The organism is Streptomyces broussonetiae, assembly GCF_009796285.1.
Taxonomy (GTDB): Bacteria; Actinomycetota; Actinomycetes; order Streptomycetales; family Streptomycetaceae; genus Streptomyces; species Streptomyces broussonetiae.
Map to the genome: position 1 here is coordinate 5,752,077 of NZ_CP047020.1, position 21,885 is coordinate 5,773,961.

Annotated in this window: 19 protein-coding genes and 1 riboswitch; of the genes, 13 read left to right on the plus strand and 6 right to left on the minus strand. The window is 72.2% G+C overall.

Annotated features, from left to right (window positions below; genetic code table 11):
- Window positions 1–292: 292 nt before the first annotated feature.
- Window positions 293–1,282: a malate dehydrogenase gene (locus tag GQF42_RS26695; RefSeq protein WP_158923948.1), complete on the plus strand. Its 990-nt coding sequence runs from the start codon at window positions 293–295 to the stop codon at window positions 1,280–1,282.
- Between the two features lie 75 nt (window positions 1,283–1,357).
- On the opposite strand, the gene GQF42_RS26700 is transcribed toward GQF42_RS26695, so the two are convergent.
- Window positions 1,358–2,803, minus strand: coding sequence for an MFS transporter (locus tag GQF42_RS26700; protein WP_158923950.1), 1,446 nt, complete (start codon window positions 2,801–2,803; stop codon window positions 1,358–1,360).
- A gap of 103 nt (window positions 2,804–2,906) precedes the next feature.
- Between GQF42_RS26700 and GQF42_RS26705 the strand changes: the two genes are divergently transcribed.
- From GQF42_RS26705 to GQF42_RS26735, 7 genes are all read left to right on the plus strand, one after another.
- A complete protein-coding gene (locus GQF42_RS26705) occupies window positions 2,907–3,836 on the plus strand; it encodes a LysR family transcriptional regulator (protein ID WP_158923952.1) in 930 nt (309 codons plus the stop codon).
- Window positions 3,837–4,023: 187 nt separating this feature from the next.
- Window positions 4,024–4,497: a MarR family winged helix-turn-helix transcriptional regulator gene (locus GQF42_RS26710; protein ID WP_158923954.1), complete on the plus strand. Its 474-nt coding sequence runs from the start codon at window positions 4,024–4,026 to the stop codon at window positions 4,495–4,497.
- Window positions 4,498–4,751: 254 nt separating this feature from the next.
- Window positions 4,752–6,272, plus strand: coding sequence for an aldehyde dehydrogenase family protein (locus GQF42_RS26715; protein WP_158923956.1), 1,521 nt, complete (start codon window positions 4,752–4,754; stop codon window positions 6,270–6,272).
- Between the two features lie 43 nt (window positions 6,273–6,315).
- Window positions 6,316–7,857, plus strand: a complete 1,542-nt coding sequence (locus tag GQF42_RS26720) for a GMC family oxidoreductase (protein ID WP_158923958.1) — start codon at window positions 6,316–6,318, stop codon at window positions 7,855–7,857.
- Window positions 7,854–8,954 carry a quaternary amine ABC transporter ATP-binding protein gene (locus tag GQF42_RS26725; protein ID WP_158923960.1) on the plus strand — a complete coding sequence of 367 codons (1,101 nt, stop codon included), beginning with the start codon at window positions 7,854–7,856 and terminating at the stop codon, window positions 8,952–8,954. The genes GQF42_RS26720 and GQF42_RS26725 overlap by 4 nt, the downstream gene beginning before the upstream one ends.
- Complete coding sequence (locus tag GQF42_RS26730; RefSeq protein WP_158923962.1) at window positions 8,954–10,918, plus strand: ABC transporter permease; 1,965 nt, start codon at window positions 8,954–8,956, stop codon at window positions 10,916–10,918. Before GQF42_RS26725 ends, GQF42_RS26730 begins: the two co-directional genes overlap by 1 nt.
- A gap of 1 nt (window position 10,919) precedes the next feature.
- Window positions 10,920–11,873, plus strand: a complete 954-nt coding sequence (locus GQF42_RS26735) for an ABC transporter substrate-binding protein (RefSeq protein ID WP_158923964.1) — start codon at window positions 10,920–10,922, stop codon at window positions 11,871–11,873.
- A gap of 6 nt (window positions 11,874–11,879) precedes the next feature.
- Here GQF42_RS26735 and GQF42_RS26740 read toward each other — a convergent pair whose 3' ends face one another.
- The 3 genes from GQF42_RS26740 to GQF42_RS26750 are packed head-to-tail and all read right to left on the minus strand — an operon-like array spanning window position 11,880 to window position 13,548.
- Complete coding sequence (locus tag GQF42_RS26740) at window positions 11,880–12,602, minus strand: isocitrate lyase/PEP mutase family protein (RefSeq protein WP_158923966.1); 723 nt, start codon at window positions 12,600–12,602, stop codon at window positions 11,880–11,882.
- On the minus strand, window positions 12,599–13,000 hold the full coding sequence (locus GQF42_RS26745; protein ID WP_158930620.1) for a carboxymuconolactone decarboxylase family protein: 402 nt from the start codon (window positions 12,998–13,000) through the stop codon (window positions 12,599–12,601). Before GQF42_RS26745 ends, GQF42_RS26740 begins: the two co-directional genes overlap by 4 nt.
- 38 nt (window positions 13,001–13,038) lie before the next feature.
- Complete coding sequence (locus tag GQF42_RS26750; protein WP_158923968.1) at window positions 13,039–13,548, minus strand: carboxymuconolactone decarboxylase family protein; 510 nt, start codon at window positions 13,546–13,548, stop codon at window positions 13,039–13,041.
- 59 nt (window positions 13,549–13,607) lie between these two features.
- Here GQF42_RS26750 and pdxR point away from each other — a divergent pair, with 59 nt between their 5' ends.
- On the plus strand, window positions 13,608–15,014 hold the full coding sequence (gene pdxR / locus GQF42_RS26755) for a MocR-like pyridoxine biosynthesis transcription factor PdxR (protein WP_158923970.1): 1,407 nt from the start codon (window positions 13,608–13,610) through the stop codon (window positions 15,012–15,014).
- Window positions 15,015–15,296: 282 nt separating this feature from the next.
- On the opposite strand, the gene GQF42_RS26760 is transcribed toward pdxR, so the two are convergent.
- On the minus strand, window positions 15,297–16,118 hold the full coding sequence (locus GQF42_RS26760; RefSeq protein ID WP_158930622.1) for a DMT family transporter: 822 nt from the start codon (window positions 16,116–16,118) through the stop codon (window positions 15,297–15,299).
- Between the two features lie 122 nt (window positions 16,119–16,240).
- Here GQF42_RS26760 and GQF42_RS26765 point away from each other — a divergent pair, with 122 nt between their 5' ends.
- Entirely contained in the window at window positions 16,241–16,579 is a 339-nt protein-coding gene (locus tag GQF42_RS26765) for a hypothetical protein (RefSeq protein ID WP_158923972.1), read from the plus strand.
- Between the two features lie 13 nt (window positions 16,580–16,592).
- The gene (locus GQF42_RS26770) at window positions 16,593–17,777 is read left to right on the plus strand and encodes a glutathionylspermidine synthase family protein (protein WP_158923974.1); all 1,185 of its coding nucleotides are present in this window, start codon (window positions 16,593–16,595) and stop codon (window positions 17,775–17,777) included.
- Here GQF42_RS26770 and rocD read toward each other — a convergent pair.
- Window positions 17,774–18,979 carry an ornithine--oxo-acid transaminase gene (rocD, locus tag GQF42_RS26775; protein WP_158923976.1) on the minus strand — a complete coding sequence of 402 codons (1,206 nt, stop codon included), beginning with the start codon at window positions 18,977–18,979 and terminating at the stop codon, window positions 17,774–17,776. The two genes, GQF42_RS26770 and rocD, sit on opposite strands and share 4 nt — an antisense overlap.
- A gap of 137 nt (window positions 18,980–19,116) precedes the next feature.
- A riboswitch (ZMP/ZTP riboswitch) is annotated at window positions 19,117–19,204 on the plus strand.
- A 41-nt stretch (window positions 19,205–19,245) separates the two neighbouring features.
- Here rocD and GQF42_RS26780 point away from each other — a divergent pair.
- Complete coding sequence (locus GQF42_RS26780; protein WP_158923978.1) at window positions 19,246–20,697, plus strand: glycine hydroxymethyltransferase; 1,452 nt, start codon at window positions 19,246–19,248, stop codon at window positions 20,695–20,697.
- A gap of 164 nt (window positions 20,698–20,861) precedes the next feature.
- Window positions 20,862–21,878: a tryptophan--tRNA ligase gene (trpS, locus tag GQF42_RS26785; protein ID WP_158923980.1), complete on the plus strand. Its 1,017-nt coding sequence runs from the start codon at window positions 20,862–20,864 to the stop codon at window positions 21,876–21,878.
- Window positions 21,879–21,885: the final 7 nt, after the last annotated feature.

A 21,885-nucleotide genomic window follows, 5' to 3' on the forward strand; every position in this document is an offset into this window, starting at 1 on the left:
TGCCGGATCCTGGGCACGCGAACCGTACCCCCACGGGAGTCCGGTAAAGCCGGTACCCCCCACCGGCGGCCGCCTTCCGTCCCTCCTCTCCCGGACCGGCGGCCGCCGTTCCGTCCCACGGCAACCGTGTCTGCCCTGCAGGGTGAGCCTGTGGGGTGAGCCACACGGCCCCGGACGTCTCGCATGCCGGATGCGCGATAGCCTGACCGCTGGATCGATCTCTTGACGCCAAGAGATCGATCATCCGCCCGGGGCGGGACGCCCCATCGCCAGCTGTCATACGGAGAACGCCATGACCCGCACTCCCGTGAACGTCACCGTCACCGGCGCGGCCGGCCAGATCGGTTACGCCCTGCTCTTCCGCATCGCCTCCGGCCAGCTGCTCGGCGCGGACGTGCCGGTCAGGCTGCGCCTCCTGGAGATCACCCCCGCGCTCAAGGCCGCCGAGGGCACCGCGATGGAGCTGGACGACTGCGCGTTCCCGCTGCTCCAGGGCATCGACATCACGGACGACCCGAACGTCGCCTTCGACGGCACCAACGTGGCCCTCCTGGTCGGCGCCCGCCCGCGTACCAAGGGCATGGAGCGCGGTGACCTGCTGGAGGCCAACGGCGGCATCTTCAAGCCGCAGGGCAAGGCCATCAACGACCACGCGGCGGACGACATCAAGGTCCTCGTCGTCGGCAACCCGGCCAACACCAACGCGCTCATCGCGCAGGCCGCCGCGCCGGACGTCCCGGCCGAGCGCTTCACCGCGATGACCCGCCTGGACCACAACCGCGCGCTGACCCAGCTGGCGAAGAAGACGGGCTCCACGGTCGCCGACATCAAGCGCCTGACCATCTGGGGCAACCACTCCGCGACCCAGTACCCGGACATCTTCCACGCCACGGTCGCCGGCAAGAACGCCGCCGAGGTCGTGGGCGACGAGAAGTGGCTGGCCGACGAGTTCATCCCGACCGTCGCCAAGCGCGGTGCCGCGATCATCGAGGCCCGTGGCGCGTCCTCCGCCGCGTCCGCCGCCAACGCCGCGATCGACCACGTGTACACCTGGGTCAACGGCACCGCCGAGGGCGACTGGACCTCCATGGGCATCCCGTCGGACGGCTCCTACGGTGTCCCGGAGGGCCTGATCTCCTCCTTCCCGGTCACCACCAAGGACGGCAAGTACGAGATCGTCCAGGGCCTGGACATCAACGAGTTCTCCCGCGCCCGCATCGACGCCTCCGTCAAGGAGCTGGAGGAGGAGCGCGAGGCGGTCCGCGGCCTCGGCCTCATCTAAATACCCGCGAGGGTAAATACCCTGCGAGGGCCCCGCTCAGGTTTCCTTCCGAGCGGGGCCCACGTGCGTCTTCGGCTACCTGCCCCGGGGCAGGGGGGCCGCTGCCGGGCGCTGGTCGGCTGTGGTCGGCCGCGCCCCGCGGCGCAGCCGCACGGCGGCACGGCCCCGCGCTCCTTCAGGGCCCTTTCCGTATCCGGCGACCACCAGTGCCGTCGCGGCCAGCACCACGACCGCCACCGTGCGCAGGGCCGGGCCCATGCCGTGCAGGAGATCGGAGTGGGCGGACAGGACGGTGCCGGTGACCGCGACGCCGAGGGCCGCGCCGGTCTCGCGGGCGGTGGTGCCGAGGCCGGAGCCGAGCCCCGCCCGGTGGGCGGGGAGCGAGGTGACCACGCCGTACGTCAGCGCGGGCATGGACAGTCCGGCGCCGGCCGAGATGACCAGCAGCCAGCAGACGAACTCCCCGTAGGGCGTCGCCGCGTCGGCCGTGGACGCGCCGAGCAGGCCCACGCCGATGAGTGCGAGACCGGCGCCGATGACCGCGCGGGGCCGGGCCGCCCAGCGGGTGGCCAGCTTCTGGGCACCGGCCATGCCGACCACCAGCGGCATGATCGCCACCCCAGTGACGGCGGCGCCGTAGCCCTTCACGCCCTGCAGGTACTGCGAGTTGACGAGGAACAGGGCGAACATTCCGAAGAAGCAGGTGGCCGTGCCGAGACAGGCGGCGCGCAGGCGGGGGGAGGCGAAGACCCGCGGGTCGAACAGCGGGGCGGACGCGCGCAGGGCGTGCAGGGTGAAGCCGGTGATCAGCAGCGCGCCCGCCGTGAAGGCGCCGAGGATGCGCGCGGAGGTCCAGCCGTAGCCCGGTCCCTCGATGATGCCGAACAGGACGGCGACCAGGCCCGCGGTGAGCAGCAGGGTGCCGAGCGGGTCGGGGTTGCTGTGGGCTGAGCGCTCGGTGCGCGGGGTGGTGACGCCGACGGCCACGGCCAGCACGCCCGCGAGCGGGACCATCACCGCGAACAGGGCACGCCAGCTGAGGAACTGCCCGGCCAGCCCGCCGCCCAGGTTGCCCGCCGCGCCGCCCACACCGATCGCCAGGGTCCAGGAGCCCAGCGAGCGGGCCCGGTGCTCGGGCGCGGACAGCTGCATCAGGATCGACAGGGTGGACGGCGTGATCAGCGCGGCTCCGGCGCCGGACAGGCCCCGGCCCGCTATCAGCAGAGCCGGGCCGGTGGCGAGCGCGCTGGTGGCGGCGCCCGCCGCGAACAGGCCGAGCCCGGCGAGCAGGGCGCCCTTGCGGCCGTACCGGTCGCCGAGGGCGCCGGCCGGGATCAGCAGCCCCGCGAAGACGATGACGTAGGCGTCGATCGTCCACAGGACCTCGGTGTGCGAGGGGTGCAGCGCAGACGAACTCAGCTGTGGAACAAGGAGGTTGACTGCGGCCACCATGCTCTGTGCGACGAGCACGCAGGCGCACAGCGCGAGCAGGGTGGGACGTTTCAGGGCGTGCGCGGGCACGGCTCCTCCCGGGAGCTTGGGTGGCTGGTGTGGGATGCGCTCTCACCGTAGGCTCGCCAGTGACCTGCTTTTCCAGTGCAACCTTTGCAAGGAATACCTGCACATGACGCAATCCACGGGGCTGGACCTGAATCTGCTGGTGGCGCTGGACGTGCTGCTGGAGGAGCAGAGCGTGCAGGGCGCCGCGCACCGGCTGCATCTGTCCGAGCCCGCCATGAGCCGCACCCTCGGCCGGATCCGCAAGGTGCTCGGTGACCCCGTCCTGGTGCGTGCCGGACGCCGGATGGTGCCCACCCCGCACGCGCTCGCCGTACGTGCCGAGGTGAGCGCGGTGGTGGAGCGGGCCCGGGCCCTGTTCGCGCCGGGCCGGGACACCGACCTGCGCACGGTGTCCCGGACGTTCACGATCCTCGGACACGACGCCATCGCCGCCAGGCAGGGCGCCGCCCTCTTCGCCCGCGCCGCCCGCGAGGCCCCCGGGATCAGCCTGCGTTTCCTGTCCGAGAGCCATGTCGACGCCCCGTTCCTGCGCCAGGGCACCGCCGATCTGGAGGTCGGGGTGATCGACTCCACCGCACCCGAGGTGCATGTGGAGACGGTCTACGAGGAACGCATGCTCGGCGTCGTGCGCTCAGGGCACCCGCTGCTCGCCGGGGAGCTGACGCCCGAGCGGTTCGCCGGCGCGGCGGGGCATCTGAGCGTCTCGCGGCGCGGCAGACAGCACGGCCCGATCGACACCGCCCTGGCCGAACTCGGCCTCGGGCGCCGGGTGGTGGGGAGCGTGGGCACCTATCCCGCCTCTCTCTTCGTGCTGCGCGAGACCGACCTGATCGGACTGATCACCTCCTACGGCCGCCCGCTGGCCCACGCCCTCGGCCTGGTCACCTTCGAGATCCCCCTCAGGCTTCCGGTGGTGAGCGTGGGTCTGGCCTGGCACCCGCGCCATGACGCCGACCCCGCCCACGCCTGGCTGCGCGACTGCGTACGCGAGCTGATGGCCGAGGGGCCGGCCGGCCAGGACTCGTCCGGCTGATCAGGCCGTCGCGGCCGGCTGCCCTGCCGGACCGGCCTCGTGGGGGCGTCGACGGGCTTCCGCCACCGGCTGCGCCGACACCGGCCATCACCCGTGTGGGGGAGGGCGCCGCACCGGCCGCACGGCGGCCTCACTCGTTCGCGGCGCGTGCCGGGCGCCGGGCCGCCGCCGCTCCTACCGTGGCCCCATGACGACCGTCCCCGCCTCCTCCCCGTCGACCGCCCCGTCGGCCGTCCAGCCCGTCGGCTACTGGACCTGGGCCGCCCATCAGGCCGTCGTACGACATCTGCGCGGCGCCCTGGCCGGAATCGATCTCACCCAGCCGCAGTGGTGGGTCCTGAAGGACATCGCCGCCGAATCCGCCCCCCGTACCCGGTCCGAACTGCAGGACCGCCTGGCCGTGCACCTCGACGCCGGCCCGGAGGAGATCGGCCGCGCCATCGACACGCTCACCGCCCGCGAGTGGCTGACCGCCGACGAGGCCGGCCGGGTGCACGCCACCGACGCAGGCCGGGCGGCGACCCGGCGCGCCGTCGACGTCCTCCAGCGGGTGCGCGCCGAGATCCACGACGGCATCCCGGAGGAGGAGTACGCCACCACGCTGGACGTCCTGCGCCGGATGATCCGCAACCTGGGGGGCCGGGCCGACCTGTATCCCTGATCGCCCCGCGTTCCCGCACGGTCCTGAACGGCCCCGGATCCCCGGCCCCGTGCCGGGGATTGGCGTGCCACCTTCAAGCAGACCCGCCAGACGGCCTTCTTTGCCCCTTTTCGACCGCATTTTCAGTGACGAGGCGCACTTTCGACCGCGGATTGCGCATGCCTGCGCAGGCCCGGGGCAGGCGGACGCGGCCCCCGAGGGTGACACGTGTGTGACACAGGGGCATGGATCAGGAACGGAAGGCAACACCGATCATGGCGGACAGAACGGAACGACAGGCCCGGGCGACCATCCACGCGGCAGGTGCGTGGCTGGAAGCGGTCTCCGGTGCGACGCGCGAGATCCTGGACCCCGCGGACGCCCGGCCGTTCGCCGTGGTGGCGGAGGGTGACGAGAAGGACGCCGAGCGAGCGGTGGCCGCGGCCCGGCAGGCCTTCGACCAGGGGCCCTGGCCCTTCACTCCGGTCGCCGAGCGGGCCGCACTGCTGCGCCGCGTCGCCGACCTCCTCGTACGCGACCGCGAAGCGCTCGGCCTGCTGGAGAGCCGGGACGCGGGCAAGACCGTCGAGGAGGGCCGGATCGACATCGACTGTGTCGCCGACGCCTTCCGCTACTTCGCCGACCTGGTCGCAGCCGAGGCACCCGGCCGGGTGGTGGACGCGGGCTCGCCGGACATCCACAGCGTGGTCGTGCACGAGCCGGTCGGTGTCTGCGCGCTGATCACCCCCTGGAACTACCCGCTGCTCCAGGCCAGTTGGAAGATCGCCCCGGCGCTCGCCGCCGGCAACACCTTCGTCGTCAAGCCCAGCGAGATCACCCCGATGACCACCATCGCGCTGATCGAGCTGCTGGCGGAGGCCGGGCTGCCCGACGGGGTCGCCAACCTCGTCACCGGGCCCGGCCACACCGTCGGCGCCCGGCTCGCCGAGCACCCCGACGTCGACCTGGTCTCCTTCACCGGCGGCCTGGTCAGCGGCACCAAGGTCACCCAGGCCGCCGCGCCCACCGTGAAGAAGGTCGCGCTCGAACTCGGCGGCAAGAACCCCAACGTCGTCTTCGCCGACGCCCTGGCCACCGAGGACGGCTTCGACACCGCCGTGGACCAGGCACTCAACGCGGCCTTCATCCACAGCGGCCAGGTCTGCTCGGCCGGCGCCCGCCTCATCGTCGAGGAGTCGGTCCGGGACCGCTTCGTCACCGAACTCGCCCGCCGGGCCCAGCGGATCCGGCTCGGGCGAGGCACCGCCGACGGCGTCGAGTGCGGCCCGCTCGTCTCCGCGCAGCAGCGCGAGAAGGTGGAGGCCCACATCGCCTCCGCGCTGGCCGAGGGCGCGGTGCTGCGTTGCGGCGGCAAGCGGCCCGAGCCGAGCGAAGTCCGGCCGCAGGACGGGTACTTCTACGAGCCGACCGTGCTCGACGCCTGCCACCGCGAGATGAGGGTCGTACGGGAAGAGGTCTTCGGACCGGTCCTGACCGTCGAGACCTTCCGCACCGAGGAAGAGGCCGTCCGCCTCGCCAACGACACCGAGTACGGCCTCGCCGGCGCCGTGTGGACCGCCGACGCGGGCCGGGCCCGCCGGGTCGCCGGACGCCTGCGCCACGGCACCGTCTGGATCAACGACTTCCACCCCTACCTGCCGCAGGCGGAGTGGGGCGGCTTCGGCAAGAGCGGCACCGGCCGCGAGCTGGGGCCGGCCGGACTCGCCGAGTACCGCGAGACCAAGCACGTCTACCAGAACCTCGCGCCCCGGCCCGTGCGCTGGTTCGCCGGCTGATCCCCCGACTCCCGTACGCAGCACGTCCCTTCGGAGTACCACCATGCCCCCTTCCTCTGCCACTCCCCACCTCTACGACTACGTCGTCATCGGCGGCGGCACCGCAGGCTCCGTCATCGCCTCCCGCCTCACCGAGAACCCCGATGTCACGGTCGCCGTCATCGAGGGCGGCCCCAGCGACGTCGACCGCGACGACGTCCTCACCCTGCGGCGCTGGATGGGCCTGCTCGGCGGCGACCTCGACTACGACTACCCGACCACCGAGCAGCCGCGCGGCAACTCCCACATCCGGCACAGCCGCGCCCGTGTCCTCGGCGGCTGCTCCTCCCACAACACGCTCATCTCCTTCAAGCCGCTCCCGTCCGACTGGGACGAGTGGGAGCAGGCCGGCGCCAAGGGCTGGGGCGCCGTGCCGATGGAGGCCTACTTCGCGCGCCTGAAGAACAACATCGTCTCCGTCGACGAGAAGGACCGCAACGCCATCGCCCGCGACTTCGTCGACGCCGCGCAGTCGGCGCTCGGCGTCCCGCGCGTCGAGGGCTTCAACAAGAAGCCGTTCACCGAGGGCGCCGGCTTCTTCGACCTCGCCTACCACCCGGAGAACAACAAGCGCTCCTCGGCGTCGGTGGCGTATCTGCACCCGGTCATGGACGAGCGCCCCAATCTGACGATCCTGCTGGAGACCTGGGCGTACCGGCTGGAGCTGGACGGCACCCGTGCCGAGGGCGTCCATGTGCGCACCAAGGACGGAGAGGAACTGCTGATACGGGCCCGGCGCGAGGTCGTGCTGTGCGCCGGCGCCGTCGACTCCCCGCGGCTGCTGATGCACTCGGGCATCGGCCCGGGCCAGGATCTGGAGGCGCTCGGCATCCCGGTCGTCCACGACCTGCCGGGCGTCGGCGAGAACCTGCTCGACCACCCCGAGTCGGTGATCGTCTGGGAGACCCACGGGCCGATCCCGGAGAACTCCGCGATGGACTCCGACGCGGGCCTGTTCGTACGCCGCGACCCCGGCCACGCGGGCCCGGACCTGATGTTCCACTTCTACCAGATCCCGTTCACGGACAACCCGGAGCGCCTCGGCTACGAACGCCCGCGGTACGGGGTCTCGATGACCCCGAACATCCCCAAGCCCAGGTCCCGCGGCCGGCTGTACCTGACCAGCGCCGACCCGGCCGTGAAGCCCGCCCTGGACTTCCGCTACTTCACCGACGAGGACGACTACGACGGCCGGACCCTGGTCGACGGCATCCGCATCGCCCGCGAGATCGCCCGGGCCGAGCCGCTGGCCGGCTGGCTCAAGCGCGAGGTGTGCCCCGGCCCGCAGGTCACCGGCGACGAGGAGCTGAGCGAGTACGCCCGCAAGGTCGCGCACACCGTCTACCACCCGGCCGGCACCTGCAGGATGGGCGCGGCGGACGACGAACTCGCGGTCGTGGACCCGGAGTTGAGGATCCGCGGCCTGGACGGCATCCGGATCGCGGACGCCTCCGTCTTCCCGACGATGACCGCTGTGAACCCGATGATCGGAGTGCTCATGGTCGGGGAGAAGGCCGTCGACCTGATCGGTGGTGAGGCCCGATGAGCGCCACCGTCCCCACGCGCAAGCCGCCCACCGGGGCCGGCGCCGACACGCCCGTCTTCGCCGTCTCCGGCCTGTGGAAGGTGTTCGGCCCCAAGTCCGAGCGCGTCCCCGCCGACCCGGAACTCACCGCGCTCGACCCCGCCGGCCTGCGCGCCCGCACCGGCTGCACGGCCGCCGTCCGGGACGTCTCCTTCGACGTCCGCAAGGGCGAGGTCTTCGTCGTCATGGGCCTGTCCGGCTCCGGCAAGTCCACCCTGGTCCGCTGCCTGACCCGGCTCATCGAGCCGACGGCCGGCACCATCGCGATCGACGGCGAGGACGTCCGCGCCATGGACAAGGCCCGCCTGCGCGAGCTGCGCCGGCATCGCGCCGCCATGGTCTTCCAGCACTTCGGGCTGCTCCCGCACCGCACGGTCCTCGACAACGTCGCCTACGGCCTGGAGATCCAGGGCGTCGGCCGGGCCGAACGGCGCGAGCGTGCCGCCGAGGTCGTCAAGAAGGTCGGTCTGGAGGGCATGGAGAAGCGCCGCCCGAGCCAGCTCTCCGGCGGCCAGCGCCAGCGCGTGGGCCTGGCCAGGGCCCTGGCGGTCGACCCCGAGGTCCTCCTCTTCGACGAGCCGTTCAGCGCCCTGGACCCGCTCATCCGGCGCGACATGCAGGACGAGGTGGCCCGGCTGCACCGCGAGGAGGGCCGCACGATGGTCTTCATCACCCACGACCTCGCCGAGGCCCTCAAGCTCGGCGACCGCATCGCCCTGATGCGCGACGGCCGGGTCGTCCAGCTGGGCACCCCGGAGGAGATCGTCGGCTCCCCGGCCGACGACTACGTCCGCGAGTTCGTCCGAGAGGTGCCGCGCGAGCAGGTCATGACCGTGCGTACGGCGATGAAGCCGGGCCCCTGCGGCGGCCCGGAACACCCGGGCGCACTCGCCCCGGACGCGGTGGTCGCGGACGCGATCAGGACGGTGGCCGGCCTCGGCGCCCCCGCCTGCGTGGTCCAGGACGGCCGGTGCCTGGGAGTGGTCGACCACGAGCGTCTGCTGGACGTGGTGGCCGGCCTGGCCGGCACACCGAACACCACCCCGGAGGCCGTCTGATGGCAGCGCTCTCCGTATCGGCCTCCCGCACCGCCGCACCCCGTGTCCTCAGGAGCCGGGCCGCGGGCAAACTGCTCCTGCTCGCGCTCCTCACCGCCGTCCTCCTGCCCTTCCTCAGCCGTTGGGGCAACGGAACCTGGCCCCACGACCTGACCGTCAGCCTCTCCAAACCCCTGACGTCGGCCAGCAACTGGGTGATCGACAACCGGGACAGCCACCCCCTGTTCCTGTACTTCTTCGGCTACATCAGCAACGCGGTCGTCCTCTGCGTCCGCGCCGTCTACCTCGTCCTGCTCGCCGCGGGCTGGACCGGCGTCACGGTCTTCGGCGCCCTGGTCGCCTGGCGCGTCGCCGGGGTCCGGCTCGCCGCCGGCACGGCCCTCGCCCTCCTGACCGGCGGAGCCCTCGGCATGTGGGTGCCGACCATGCAGACCCTCGCGCTCATGGTCGCGGCCGTCCTCGCCTCCGTGGTCGTCGGCGCGCTGCTCGGCCTCGCCGCCGGCCTGTCCGACCGTCTGGACCGCGCCCTGCGCCCGGTCCTGGACACCATGCAGGTGCTCCCGGCGTTCGCCTACCTCCTCCCCGTCGTCCTGGTCTTCGGCATCGGTGTCCCCGCGGCCGTCCTCGCCACCGTCGTCTACGCCGCCCCGCCGATGGCCCGCCTCACCGCGCTCGGCCTGCGTGGCGCCGACCCCGAAGTCCTGGAGGCCGTGGAGTCGCTCGGCGCGACCCGCCGCCAGCGGCTGCTGACCGCCCGCATCCCGCTGGCCCGGGGGGAACTCCTCCTCGGCCTCAACCAGACGATCATGATGGCGCTGTCCATGGCCGTCATCGCCTCGGTCATCGGCGCCGGCGGCCTCGGTGACCGCGTCTACCAGGCGCTCGCCTCGGTCGACGTCGGCCAGGCACTCGCCGCCGGCATCCCGATCGTGCTGCTCGCGATCGTCCTGGACCGCGTGACCGCCGCCGCGGGCGACGACCGTACGGCGCACACGTCATCCCTGCCGCACCCGTCGTACCCCCGGACCATCGGCTGGGCGTACGCCCTCGCCGTCACCGTGGCCGTCGCCCTGGCCGGCCGCCTGCTGCACGGCCTGAACTGGCCCACCGGCTGGACCCTGGAGATCGCCGCACCGGTCAACCGGGCCGTCGACTGGATGACCGCCCATCTCTACTCCGGCGTCCCGGTCGTCGGCGGCACGGCGGACTGGGCCGGGCACTTCACCACCTGGATCCTGGACCCGGTCCGCAGCGGCCTGCAGGGGCTGCCCTGGTGGTCGGTGCTGCTGATCGTCGCCGCGCTCGCCTGGCTGATCGGCACCTGGGCCACCGCCCTGACCGCCGTCCTCGCGATGGCCGCGATCGGGGTGCTCGGCGTCTGGGACCCGGCCCTCGACACCCTCTCCCAGGTGCTGGCCGCCGTCGCCGTCACCCTGGTGCTGGGCTTCGCGACCGGTATCGCCGCCGCCCGCAGCGACCGTGTGGAGCGCGTCCTGCGGCCCGTCCTGGACGTCTTCCAGACGATGCCGCAGTTCGTGTACCTGATCCCGGTCGTCGCGCTGTTCGGGGTGGGCCGCGCGCCCGCCGTCGCCGCGGCCGTCGTCTACGCCCTGCCGGCCGTCGTCCGGATCACCGCGCAGGGCCTGCGCCAGGTCGACCCGGCCGCGCTGGAGTCGGCGCGCTCGCTCGGCGCGACCGGCCGGCAGCAGCTGTGGCAGGTCCAGCTCCCGCTCGCCAGACGCTCGTTGTTGCTCGCCGTCAACCAGGGCGTGGTCCTGGTCCTCGCCGTCGTCATCATCGGCGGCCTGGTCGGCGGCGGCGCCCTCGGCTACAACGTCGCCTTCGGCCTCGCCCAGGGCGACCTCGCCACCGGCCTGGTGGCCGGTGCCGCCATCGTCTGCCTGGGCCTGATGCTGGACCGGGTGACCCAGCCGACCGGCCGACGCGCGAAGAAGGGAGCCTGACATGCGCGCACGTACGACACTCGCGGTGGGCTCGCTGCTGATGCTGACCGCCACCGGCTGCGGTGCCGCCGACATGACCAAGCAGGCCTCGCCGTTCGCGAACGCCCAGGGCGCCAAGTCCGTGACCCTGTCCGTGCAGTCCTGGGTGGGCGCGCAGTCCAACGTGGCCGTCGCCCAGTACCTCCTGGAGCACAAGCTCGGCTACCGCGTCGACACCGTCCAGGTCGACGAGGTGCCCGCGTGGGACGCGCTCAGCCAGGGCCGCGTCGACGCGATCCTGGAGGACTGGGGCCACCCGGACCAGGAGAAGCGGTACGTCGAGGACAAGAAGACCATCGCCCGGGCCGGCGACCTCGGGGTGACCGGCCACATCGGCTGGTTCGTGCCGACCTACCTGGTCAAGCAGCACCCCGACATCACGAACTGGAAGAACCTCAACAAGTACGCCTCCCTGTTCCGTACCCCGGAGAGCGGCGGCAAGGGCCAGCTGATGGACGGCTCCCCGTCCTACGTCACCAACGACAAGGCCCTGGTGAGCAACCTGAAGCTGGACTACCAGGTGGTCTTCGCCGGTTCCGAGGCGGCGCAGATCACCCAGATGAAGCAGTTCGCCAAGGAGAAGAAGCCCTTCCTGACCTACTGGTACTCGCCCCAGTGGCTGTTCAAGAAGGTGCCCATGACGGAGGTGCAGCTGCCGCCGTACAAGGACGGCTGCGACGCGGACCCGGCGAAGATCGCCTGCGCCTATCCGCACACTCCGCTGCAGAAGTACCTCAACGCCGACTTCGCGAAGTCCGGCGGTAGGGCGGCGGCCTTCCTGAAGAAGTTCCAGTGGACGACCGAGGACCAGAACGAGGTCTCCCTGCTGATCGCCGACCAGAAGCTGTCGCCCGAGGACGCGGCGAAGAAGTGGGTGGACAGCCACCCCGACGTGTGGCGGAAGTGGCTGTCCTGAGCGGGCTCAGCGTGCCAGACCGCGGGCCAGCTCGACCAGCGCAGCGGTGGCCCACCGCTGAATCCCGGACGCGAACGTGACGCGCGTGGCCCCGAGTTCGCCGAGTTCGGCGGGCGAGGGGCCCTCGCCCGCCAGGCGGGCGTTGATGTTGATCGGGCCCTGGATCCCGGCTCGCAGCAGCGGCAGCACGTCCGCCGGAGCAAGGATGGGGTAGACGCAGTCGGCGCCCGCCGCCACGTACAACGCGGCTCGCTCGATGGCCTGTTCGGGGTCCTTGTCGCCGTGTACGAACGTGTCGACGCGGGCGTTGACGAACAGCCGGTCGGCGGCTGCCGAGCGCACCTCGGCAAGGAACTCGGCCTGCCGGTGCGGGTCCTTGAGGACACCCCCCTCGGAGTCCTCGAGGTTGCAGCCGACGGCACCGGCCTCCAGGAGCCGCTCCACCAGCTCCTTTGGCGCGAGCCCGTACCCGCTCTCGACGTCCGCCGACACCGGCACCTGCACCGCCCGCGTGATCCGGGCGACGGCCGCGAACATCTCGTCGGCAGGGGTGGACCCGTCCGCGTACCCGAGTGCGGCGGCCACCCCTCCGCTCGGCGTGGCCAGTGCCGGGAACCCGGCCTCGACGAACACCCGGGCCCCGGCCGCGTCCCAGGGGCCGGGCAGGACCAGCGGATCGCCCTGGGCGCGCTGGAGGTGCAGTGCGCGGAACACGTCGACCTTGCTCATGACTGACAACCCCCCGGCGGGACACGGCGGCTGACCATCAGGCGGTTCCAGCCGTTGATGACGGTGATCAGGCCGATGAGATGGGCGAGTTCGGCCTCGGTGAAGTGCAGGGCGGCGGTGTCGTACACCTCGTCCGGCACAAAGCCGGCCGTGAGCACGGTGACCGCCTCGGTCAGCGCCAGTGCGGCCCGCTCCCGCGCGCTGTAGAGGTCCTCGGTCTCCTCCCAGGCGTCGAGCAGCTGGATGTGGTCCTGCGACTCCCCGTTCTTCCGGGCGGCCCGCAGGTGCATGTCGAGGCAGAACGCGCAGTGGTTGATCTGCGAGGCGCGGATCATCACCAGCTCGGCGAGGACCGGATCGCCGAGCCCCTTCTTCGCGGCCGCGCTGAGCGCGGACATGGACCGGCCGACCTCCCGGTCCAGTGTCTGCGTACGGCTCACTTGTGCTGTCCCGGCCGGTAGTGGCCGGGGACCATCCGGGTGGTCACGCCGATCCGGTTCCAGGCGTTGATCATCATGATCCCGGCGATCAGTTGGGCCAGCTCGGCCTCCTCGAAGTGCTTCGCGGCCCGGTCGTACACCTCGTCAGGCACGAAGCCGTCGGTCAGGACGGTGACCGCCTCGGTCAGCTCGATCGCCGCCAGCTCCTTCTCGGTGTAGAAGTGCTTCGACTCCTCCCAGGCGCTGAGCTGCACGATCCGCTCCACGCTCTCACCGGCCGCGAGCGCGTCCCTGGTGTGCATGTCGAGGCAGAAGGCGCAGTGGTTGATCTGCGAGGCGCGGATCTTCACCAGCTCGTACAGCGCGGGATCCAGCCCCTGCCGGGCGGCGGCGTCCAGCCGGATCATCGCCTTGTAGACCTCGGGGGCGTGCTGGGCGAACTGCAGCCGGGGGGTGTGCTCGGGAGCGTACTCAACGGACTTCCCGGCGCTGATGTCTGTACTCATGACGTCACTCATGACGTCGACCCTACGAGCGAGGCAGCCCAAGGGTATGGTCCATTTCCATGGCAGAATCATGGGCCACTCTGGGCGTCGACCTGCACCTCGAACCGACCGGCTCCGGCGGGCTGCGCCGGGGCCTGACGGACGCCCTGCGGGACGCGGTCCGCACCGGCCGGCTCGCCCCCGGCACCCGGCTGCCCTCCTCCCGCAGCCTCGCCGCCGACCTCGGCATCGCCCGCAACACCGTCGCCGAGGCCTACGCGGACCTGGTCGCCGAGGGCTGGCTCACCGCCCGGCAGGGCTCCGGCACTCGGGTGGCTCAGGGCGCCGCCACCCCGTCCCCGGGCGGGCCCCGGGGCGGGGGAGCGACGCCCCGGCGCGAGCACCCCGCCCGCCCGGCGTACAGCCTCTTGCCCGGCAGTCCCGACCTGGCGGCGTTTCCGCGCGCGGAGTGGCTCAAGGCCGCCCGCCGCGCCCTCGCCACCGCCCCGCACGACGCCCTCGGCTACGGCGACCCGCGGGGCCGCGCCGAACTGCGCACCGCCCTCGCCGGTTACCTCGCGCGCGCACGCGGCGTCCGCACCGACCCCGAGACCGTGCTGATCACCTCCGGCTTCCTGCATGCCCTGCGCATCGCCGGCGCCGTGCTGCGAGCGCACCGGGTGGACACGGTGGCGGTCGAGTCGTACGGCCTCGACCGGCACTGGGACCTGCTCCACCGGGACGGACTCGCCACACCGGCTCTGCCGTACGACGAACTCGGCACGGACACACGGGTGTTGGGAGGCGCCGGTGCGGTGTTGCTGACCCCTGCGCACCAGTTCCCGATGGGCACGCCCCTGCACCCCGACCGGCGGGCCGCCGTCGTGGACTGGGCGCGGCGCACCGGCGGGCTGGTCCTGGAGGACGACTACGACGGTGAGTTCCGCTACGACCGCCAGCCCGTCGGGGCCCTGCAGGGACTCGACCCCGACCACGTCGTCTACTTCGGCACCGCCAGCAAGTCCCTGGCACCCGGGCTGCGCCTCGGCTGGATGGTGCTGCCGCCGGCCCTGGCGCAGGAGGCGGCCTCGGTCAAGGGCGCCACCGACACTGTCGGGGCCCTCGAGCAGCTCACCCTCGCCGAGTTCCTCACCTCCGGCGCGTACGACCGTCACGTCCGCTCCTCCCGCCTGCGCTACCGCCGGCGCCGCGACGCCCTGGCCGAGGCGGTCGCCGCCCGCAGCCCCGAGGTCACGGTGACGGGCATCGCCGCCGGCCTGCACGCGGTGCTCCGCCTGCCGCCGGGCCTGGAGCAGTCGGTGATCCAGGCCGCCGCCTGGCAGGGCCTGGCCCTGCACGGCCTCGCCTTCCACCGCCACCCGCAGGCCGTGGCCGCCCCGCAGGATGCCCTCGTGGTGGGATACGCGACCCCGTCGGACAGCGCGTGGGCCGGTGCGCTGGAGGCGTTGTGCCGGGTGCTGCCGTAGCGGGACCCGGACCCGCGGGCAGTCGTGCCGCCGGGCGCGGGCGAGTGCCTCCTGGGCCACCGGTTGCCCGCCGGCGCCGCAGCCGTGGGCTGGTGTGGTGCCGGGTGGTGCGGGTGGGTGTGGCGGTGCCCGGTGGGCGCTGGTGTGTGCTTCCTGGGCCACCGGTTGCCCGCCGGCGCCGCAGCCGTGGGCTGGTGTGGTGCCGGGTCGGCGGGGGTGGGTGTGGTGGTACCCGGCAGGTGCCGGGTGGTGCCCGGTGGGTGCTGGTGTGCGCCTTCCGGGTCAGTGGGTGTCCGCCGGGGCCTCGCCGAAGCGGGCGAGCGCCAGTGCCCCGACCACGGCCACCGCGAAACCGAGCACCGCCAGCCAGGTCAGCCCCTCCCGCGTGCGGTCGCCGAGCCAGACCACGCCCACCGCCGCCGGGCCGATCGTCTCGCCGATCACTATGCCGGCCGTGGCCGTGGTCACCGCACCGCGGTGCAGGGCGGAGGTCAGCAGTATGAAGGCGGCGGCGGAGCCGATGACCAGCGCGTACGTCGCCGGGTTGGTGAGCAGCTCCGCAGGCCGGAGCGAGTCGATCAGACGCACCGACACCTCCACCACCCCGAACCCGAACCCGGCGCCCAGCCCCAGTACCAGCGAGCGCCCCCTCCCGGACAACCGCCCGCCTGCGAGCGCGAGCAGAACCATGCCGACCGCCACCGCGAGCATCACGTACCGCAGGGTGTCCGACCCGTCCTGCTTCCCCTCCGGCCCGGACGCCAGCCCCAGCATCGCGAGACCGGCGCACACCACGGCCACGGCGCCCCACTCGGTGCCGCTCAGCCGCACCCGCAGCAGGCGCGCCGCGACCACGGCGGTCACCGCCAGGCTGGATGCCAGGGCGGCGCTGACGGCGTAGATCGGAAGGGACCGCAGCGCCACGATCTGGAACACGAAACCGATCCCGTCCAATGACAGCCCGACGATGTACCGCCACTGCCTGAGCGCCCGCAGCAGCAGCGCCGCCTCGCCCCCCTTGCCCGTTCCGGCCGTCCGCGCGGCCACCGCCTGCAACACCGTCGCGGTGCCGAAGCAGACCGCCGCGCCAAGGGCGCACACCATTCCAAAGAACACAAAGGGACTCTAGGAGAAGGCCGATCCGGCCACCCACCCCGGTCTGCCCTCTTACCCTTCTTTAGGCTGGCCGCCGATATCCGGTCACTGCACACGGGGGAGACACCACGATGGCTGACACGCGCCGCCGACTGCGCTCGGGCACGGTCGTGCTGGGCGGCATGGGCCTGCTGGCCGCCGCCCTGACCGCCTGCTCGTCCGACCCGGACAAGCGCTGCGTCGACCGGGACAGCTACCGGCTCGCCAAGGGCTACAAGGTCGTCTCGGACAAGAACTGCACGTCCACCAAGGCGTCCGTCGACGGCGGCTGGTACTACGGCGGCACCAGGAAGTCCGGCTACGTCAGCGGCGGCTCCTTCACCAGGCCGCACAAGAGTTCGGGCGGCGGTGGCCACAGCGGCGTGCACCGCGGCGGCTTCGGCGGCGGCCACCACAGCTCCGGCGGCTGACCGGAAACGCCCCGTGGAACGCCGTACGACCACCCCCCGCCCCGGCTGGCAGCAGACCGTCGAGGCCCAGGGACTCGTGTATCCCCTCACCCGCCACCCCGACGGCACCCTGCGCCCCTACTGGGACGAGAGCGCCTACTACGTCTTCGGCCTGGACGAGGTGGAGGCGCTGGAGGAGACCGTCGAGGAACTGCACGGCATGTGCCTGGCCGCCGCCGGGCACATCGTGGCCGAGGACCGCCTGGCCGACCTCGGCATCACCGACCCGCGCCTGGCCGCGGCGGTCACCGAGGCCTGGCGGCGCAGGGTCGAACTCCCTTCCGTCTACGGCCGGTTCGACCTGCGCTACGACGGCACCGGCCCGGCGAAGCTCCTGGAGTACAACGCCGACACCCCGACCTCGCTGGTGGAGGCGGCCTCCCCGCAGTGGTTCTGGATGGAGGACCGCTTCCCCGGCGCCGACCAGTGGAACTCCCTGCACGAGCGGCTGGTCGACGCCTGGCGGACCCAGGCCCGGCTCCTGCCGCCCGGCAGCCCGCTGCACTTCGCGCACTCCGCGGCCGACGAACTCGGCGAGGACCTGATGACGGTCGCCTACCTGAAGGAGACCGCCGAACAGGCCGGCCTCGACACCGACTGGCTGGCCATGGAGGAGATCGGCTGGGACGGTCTCTCCGGCCGCTTCGTCGACAACCGGCTCCGGTTCATCCGGAGCATCTTCAAGCTCTACCCGTGGGAATGGCTTACCGCCGACGCCTTCGCCGGGCACGTCCTCGACACCCTCGACAACGGCGGCGGCACCGGCAGCACCCTGTGGATCGAACCCGCCTGGAAGATGCTGCTGAGCAACAAGGCCCTGCTGGCAGTCCTCTGGGAGCTGTACCCGGGCCACCCCAACCTCCTGCCGGCCCACCTCGACGGCCCGCGGGAGCTGGCGGCGAGCGAGGGCTACGTCGCCAAGCCCCTGCTCGGCCGCGAGGGCGCGGGCGTCACCGTGCACCCACCGGGCGCGCCCGCCGTCCTGCGCGACGAACCCTGTTGCTACCAGCAGTTCGCCCCGCTGCCCGCCTTCGACGGCAACCACGTCGTCCTCGGCGCCTGGGTCGTGCGCGACGAAGCGGCGGGCCTCGGCATCCGCGAGTCGTCGGGCCTGATCACGGACGAGTACGCCCGCTTCGTGCCGCACGTGATCCTCTAGGCACCCAGTTCGTCCGCCAGCTGCTGCAGACCCCGGTCCAGGTCCGCCTCGCCGATCACCAGGGGCGGGGAGAGCCGGATGGTCGCGCCGTGGCTCTCCTTCACCAGCACCCCGCGTCCCATCAGCCGCTCCGCGACCTGCCGCCCCGTGCCGATCTTCGGGGCGATGTCGACGCCCGCCCACAGCCCGCGCCCGCGCACCGCCGTCACCGTGCCCGTGGCCGGCAGGGCCGCCAGCGTCCGGTGCATCCGCGCGCCCAGCTCGGCCGCCCGCGCCTGGAACTCGCCGGTACGCAGCATCGCGATCACCTCGAGTGCCACCGCGCAGGCCAGCGGATTCCCGCCGAACGTCGACCCGTGCTCGCCCGGCCGGAACACCCCGAGCACCGCCGCGCTCGACACCACCGCCGACACCGGCACGATCCCGCCGCCCAGCGCCTTGCCCAGCACGTACATGTCCGGTACCACGCCCTCGTGCTCGCACGCGAAGGTGCGTCCGGTGCGGCCGAGTCCCGACTGGATCTCGTCGGCGACGAAGAGCACGTTCCGCTCGCGCGTCAGCTTCCGCACCCCCGGCAGATAGCCCTCCGGCGGCACGATCACCCCGGACTCGCCCTGGATCGGCTCCAGCAGCACCGCGACGGTGTTCTCCGTCAGCGCCGCCCGCATCGCGGTCAGATCGCCGTACGGCACGATCTGGAAGCCCGGCGTGTACGGCCCGAAGTCCGCCCGTGCCTCCGGGTCGGTCGAGAAGCTGATCACGGTCGTCGTACGCCCGTGGAAGTTGCCGGAGGCGACCACGATCTTCGCCATCTCCGCGGGCACGCCCTTGACCCGGTACCCCCACTTCCGGGCCGTCTTCACCGCGCTCTCGACGGCCTCCACGCCGGTGTTCACGGGCAGCACCATCTCCATCCCGCACAGCTCCGCCAGCTCGGCGCAGAACGCGGCGAAGCGGTCGTGCAGAAAGGCGCGGGAGGTGAGCGTCACCCGCTCCAGCTGCGCCCGCGCCGCATCGAGCAGCCGCCGGTTGCGGTGCCCGAAGTTCAGCGCCGAATACCCGGCCAGCAGATCCAGGTACCGGCGGCCCTCGACATCGGTCAGCCAGGCCCCGTCGGCCGTGGCCACGACGACCGGCAGCGGATCGTAGGTGGGCGCACAGTGCGCGTCGGCGGTGGCGATGAGGTCGGCTGAAGCGGTCACGGCGTCTCCCGGGGACGAAAGGGACACGGGTACGAAAGGGGCGAAAGTGCCCTCCCAGGATGAACATGCCCCTCTTCCTGCCCTCGCTCGCATGGTGGACGCGGGATCTGCCCTCTCCGGCGTGCCCGGTAGGCTGATCAGCGGGCCGTGACTGGCGCGCTGGGATGGGACGGACCATCGGGGAGCGGCCTCAGCGGGAAAGTGCCGTGCGCCTGGGCCGAACGTGAACAACGTGAACGCTGTACGCACGCCGTCCGGAGGTCCTCATGCCAGAGCAGCAGCCCCTGTCCACCGAGTCCACCGCCTTCCGCGCAGCCCTCGACGTCATCCGCGCCGTCGAGCCGCGCGTCGCCGACGCCATCGGCCAGGAGGTCCACGACCAGCGCGAGATGCTCAAGCTGATCGCTTCCGAGAACTACGCCTCCCCGGCCACGCTGCTCGCGATGGGCAACTGGTTCAGCGACAAGTACGCCGAGGGCACGATCGGCCGCCGCTTCTACGCCGGCTGCCGCAACGTCGACACCGTGGAGTCCCTGGCCGCCGAGCACGCGAAGGAACTCTTCGGCGCCCGCCACGCCTACGTCCAGCCGCACTCCGGCATCGACGCCAACCTCGTCGCCTTCTGGGCCGTCCTCGCCGACCGGGTCGAGGTCCCCTTCCTGGAGAAGACCGGCGCCCGCCAGGTCAACGACCTGACCGAGGCCGACTGGGCCGAGCTGCGCCAGGCCTTCGGCAACCAGCGGATGCTCGGCATGTCCCTGGACGCGGGCGGCCACCTCACCCACGGCTTCCGCCCGAACATCTCCGGCAAGATGTTCGACCAGCGCTCCTACGGCACCGACCCGGCCACCGGCCTGATCGACTACGAGGCGCTGCGCGCCCAGGCCCGTGAGTTCAAGCCGCTCATCATCGTCGCGGGCTACTCGGCGTACCCCCGTCTGGTGAACTTCCGGATCATGCGCGAGATCGCCGACGAGGTCGGTGCGACCCTGATGGTCGACATGGCCCACTTCGCGGGCCTGGTCGCGGGCAAGGTCCTGACCGGCGACTTCGACCCGGTCCCGCACGCCCAGATCGTCACCACGACCACCCACAAGTCCCTGCGCGGCCCGCGCGGCGGCATGGTCCTGTGCGACGACACCCTCAAGGACCAGGTCGACCGCGGCTGCCCGATGGTCCTCGGCGGCCCGCTCCCGCACGTCATGGCCGCCAAGGCCGTCGCCCTCGCCGAGGCCCGCCGGCCCTCCTTCCAGGACTACGCCCGGCGGATCGTCGACAACTCCCGCGCGCTCGCCGAGGGCCTGATGCGCCGCGGCGCCACCCTGGTCACCGGTGGCACGGACAACCACCTCAACCTGATCGACGTGGCGACGTCGTACGGCCTCACCGGCCGCCAGGCCGAGGCCGCCCTCCTCGCCTCCGGCATCGTCACCAACCGCAACGCCATCCCGGCCGACCCGAACGGTGCCTGGTACACCTCGGGCATCCGCATCGGCACCCCCGCGCTGACCACGCGTGGCCTGGGTACGGCGGAGATGGACGAGGTGGCGGGCCTGATCGACCGTGTCCTGACGACGACCGAGCCGGGCACGACGAAGTCGGGCGCCCCGTCGAAGGCGGCCCACGTCCTGGACGAGAAGATCGCGGACGAGATCTCCCGCCGGGCGACCGACCTCGTGGCGGGCTTCCCCCTCTACCCGGAAATCGACCTGGGCTGACAGCCGCCCTGTGGGGCAGCACGCCAGGGGCGCGGGGCCGCATCAATATGCGGCTCCGCCGCGGGGCGCGACCGGCCCACCACGGTCCGCAGTCCCCCACGTACCCGAGCCACTCCCCACCTCACGGGCCGATCCCACCCCCGGCCTCTGAGAGAATGGGCAACATGGCCACCGCTGACCGACCTCGCGTGCTCTCCGGCATCCAGCCCACCGCCGGCTCGTTCCACCTCGGCAACTACCTCGGCGCCGTCCGCCAGTGGGTGGCACTCCAGGAGTCCCACGACGCCTTCTACATGGTCGTCGACCTGCACGCGATCACGGTCCCGCAGGATCCGGCCGACCTGCGCGCCAACACCCGCCTCGCCGCCGCCCAGCTGCTCGCCGCCGGCCTGGACCCGGACCGCTGCACCCTCTTCGTGCAGAGCCATGTCGCCGAGCACGCCCAGCTCGCCTGGATCATGAACTGCCTCACCGGTTTCGGCGAGGCCAGCCGCATGACCCAGTTCAAGGACAAGTCCGCCAAGCAGGGCGCGGACCGGGCGTCCGTCGGCCTGTTCACGTACCCGATCCTCCAGGTCGCCGACATCCTCCTCTACCAGGCCCACGAGGTACCGGTCGGCGAGGACCAGCGCCAGCACATCGAGCTGACCCGTGACCTGGCGGAACGCTTCAACGGCCGCTTCGGGCAGACGTTCACGATCCCGTCGCCGTACATCCTCAAGGAGACGGCGAAGATCTACGACCTCCAGGAACCGTCGATCAAGATGAGCAAGTCGGCGTCCACGCCCAAGGGCCTCATCAACCTCCTCGACGACCCGAAGGCCACCGCCAAGAAGGTCAAGAGCGCCGTCACCGACACCGACACCGTGATCCGCTACGACGTGGAGAACAAGCCGGGCGTGTCGAACCTCCTCACCATCTACTCCACGCTCACCGGCACGTCGATCGCCGAGCTGGAGCGGGAGTACGAGGGCAAGATGTACGGCGCCCTCAAGACCGACCTGGCCGAGGTCATGGTCGACTTCGTGACGCCGTTCAAGGAGCGCACGCAGCAGTACCTGGACGACTCCGAGACGCTCGACTCGATCCTGGCCAAGGGCGCCGAGAAGGCGCGCGCCGTCGCCGCCGAGACACTCGCGCAGGCGTACGACCGCGTGGGTTTCCTGCCGGCGAAGCACTGAACCGGCT

Coding starts and splice junctions, on each gene's coding strand:
- trpS (WP_158923980.1), top strand. CDS start 20,862: ATGGCCACCGCTGACCGACCTCGCGTGCTCTCCGGCATCCAGCCCACC.
- pdxR (WP_158923970.1), top strand. CDS start 13,608: ATGGCAGAATCATGGGCCACTCTGGGCGTCGACCTGCACCTCGAACCG.
- GQF42_RS26710 (WP_158923954.1), top strand. CDS start 4,024: ATGACGACCGTCCCCGCCTCCTCCCCGTCGACCGCCCCGTCGGCCGTC.
- GQF42_RS26745 (WP_158930620.1), bottom strand. CDS start 13,000: ATGTCCGCGCTCAGCGCGGCCGCGAAGAAGGGGCTCGGCGATCCGGTC.
- GQF42_RS26695 (WP_158923948.1), top strand. CDS start 293: ATGACCCGCACTCCCGTGAACGTCACCGTCACCGGCGCGGCCGGCCAG.
- GQF42_RS26715 (WP_158923956.1), top strand. CDS start 4,752: ATGGCGGACAGAACGGAACGACAGGCCCGGGCGACCATCCACGCGGCA.
- GQF42_RS26725 (WP_158923960.1), top strand. CDS start 7,854: ATGAGCGCCACCGTCCCCACGCGCAAGCCGCCCACCGGGGCCGGCGCC.
- GQF42_RS26780 (WP_158923978.1), top strand. CDS start 19,246: ATGCCAGAGCAGCAGCCCCTGTCCACCGAGTCCACCGCCTTCCGCGCA.
- GQF42_RS26765 (WP_158923972.1), top strand. CDS start 16,241: ATGGCTGACACGCGCCGCCGACTGCGCTCGGGCACGGTCGTGCTGGGC.
- GQF42_RS26760 (WP_158930622.1), bottom strand. CDS start 16,118: ATGGTGTGCGCCCTTGGCGCGGCGGTCTGCTTCGGCACCGCGACGGTG.
- GQF42_RS26730 (WP_158923962.1), top strand. CDS start 8,954: ATGGCAGCGCTCTCCGTATCGGCCTCCCGCACCGCCGCACCCCGTGTC.
- GQF42_RS26740 (WP_158923966.1), bottom strand. CDS start 12,602: ATGAGCAAGGTCGACGTGTTCCGCGCACTGCACCTCCAGCGCGCCCAG.
- GQF42_RS26720 (WP_158923958.1), top strand. CDS start 6,316: ATGCCCCCTTCCTCTGCCACTCCCCACCTCTACGACTACGTCGTCATC.
- GQF42_RS26750 (WP_158923968.1), bottom strand. CDS start 13,548: ATGAGTACAGACATCAGCGCCGGGAAGTCCGTTGAGTACGCTCCCGAG.
- GQF42_RS26705 (WP_158923952.1), top strand. CDS start 2,907: ATGACGCAATCCACGGGGCTGGACCTGAATCTGCTGGTGGCGCTGGAC.
- GQF42_RS26735 (WP_158923964.1), top strand. CDS start 10,920: ATGCGCGCACGTACGACACTCGCGGTGGGCTCGCTGCTGATGCTGACC.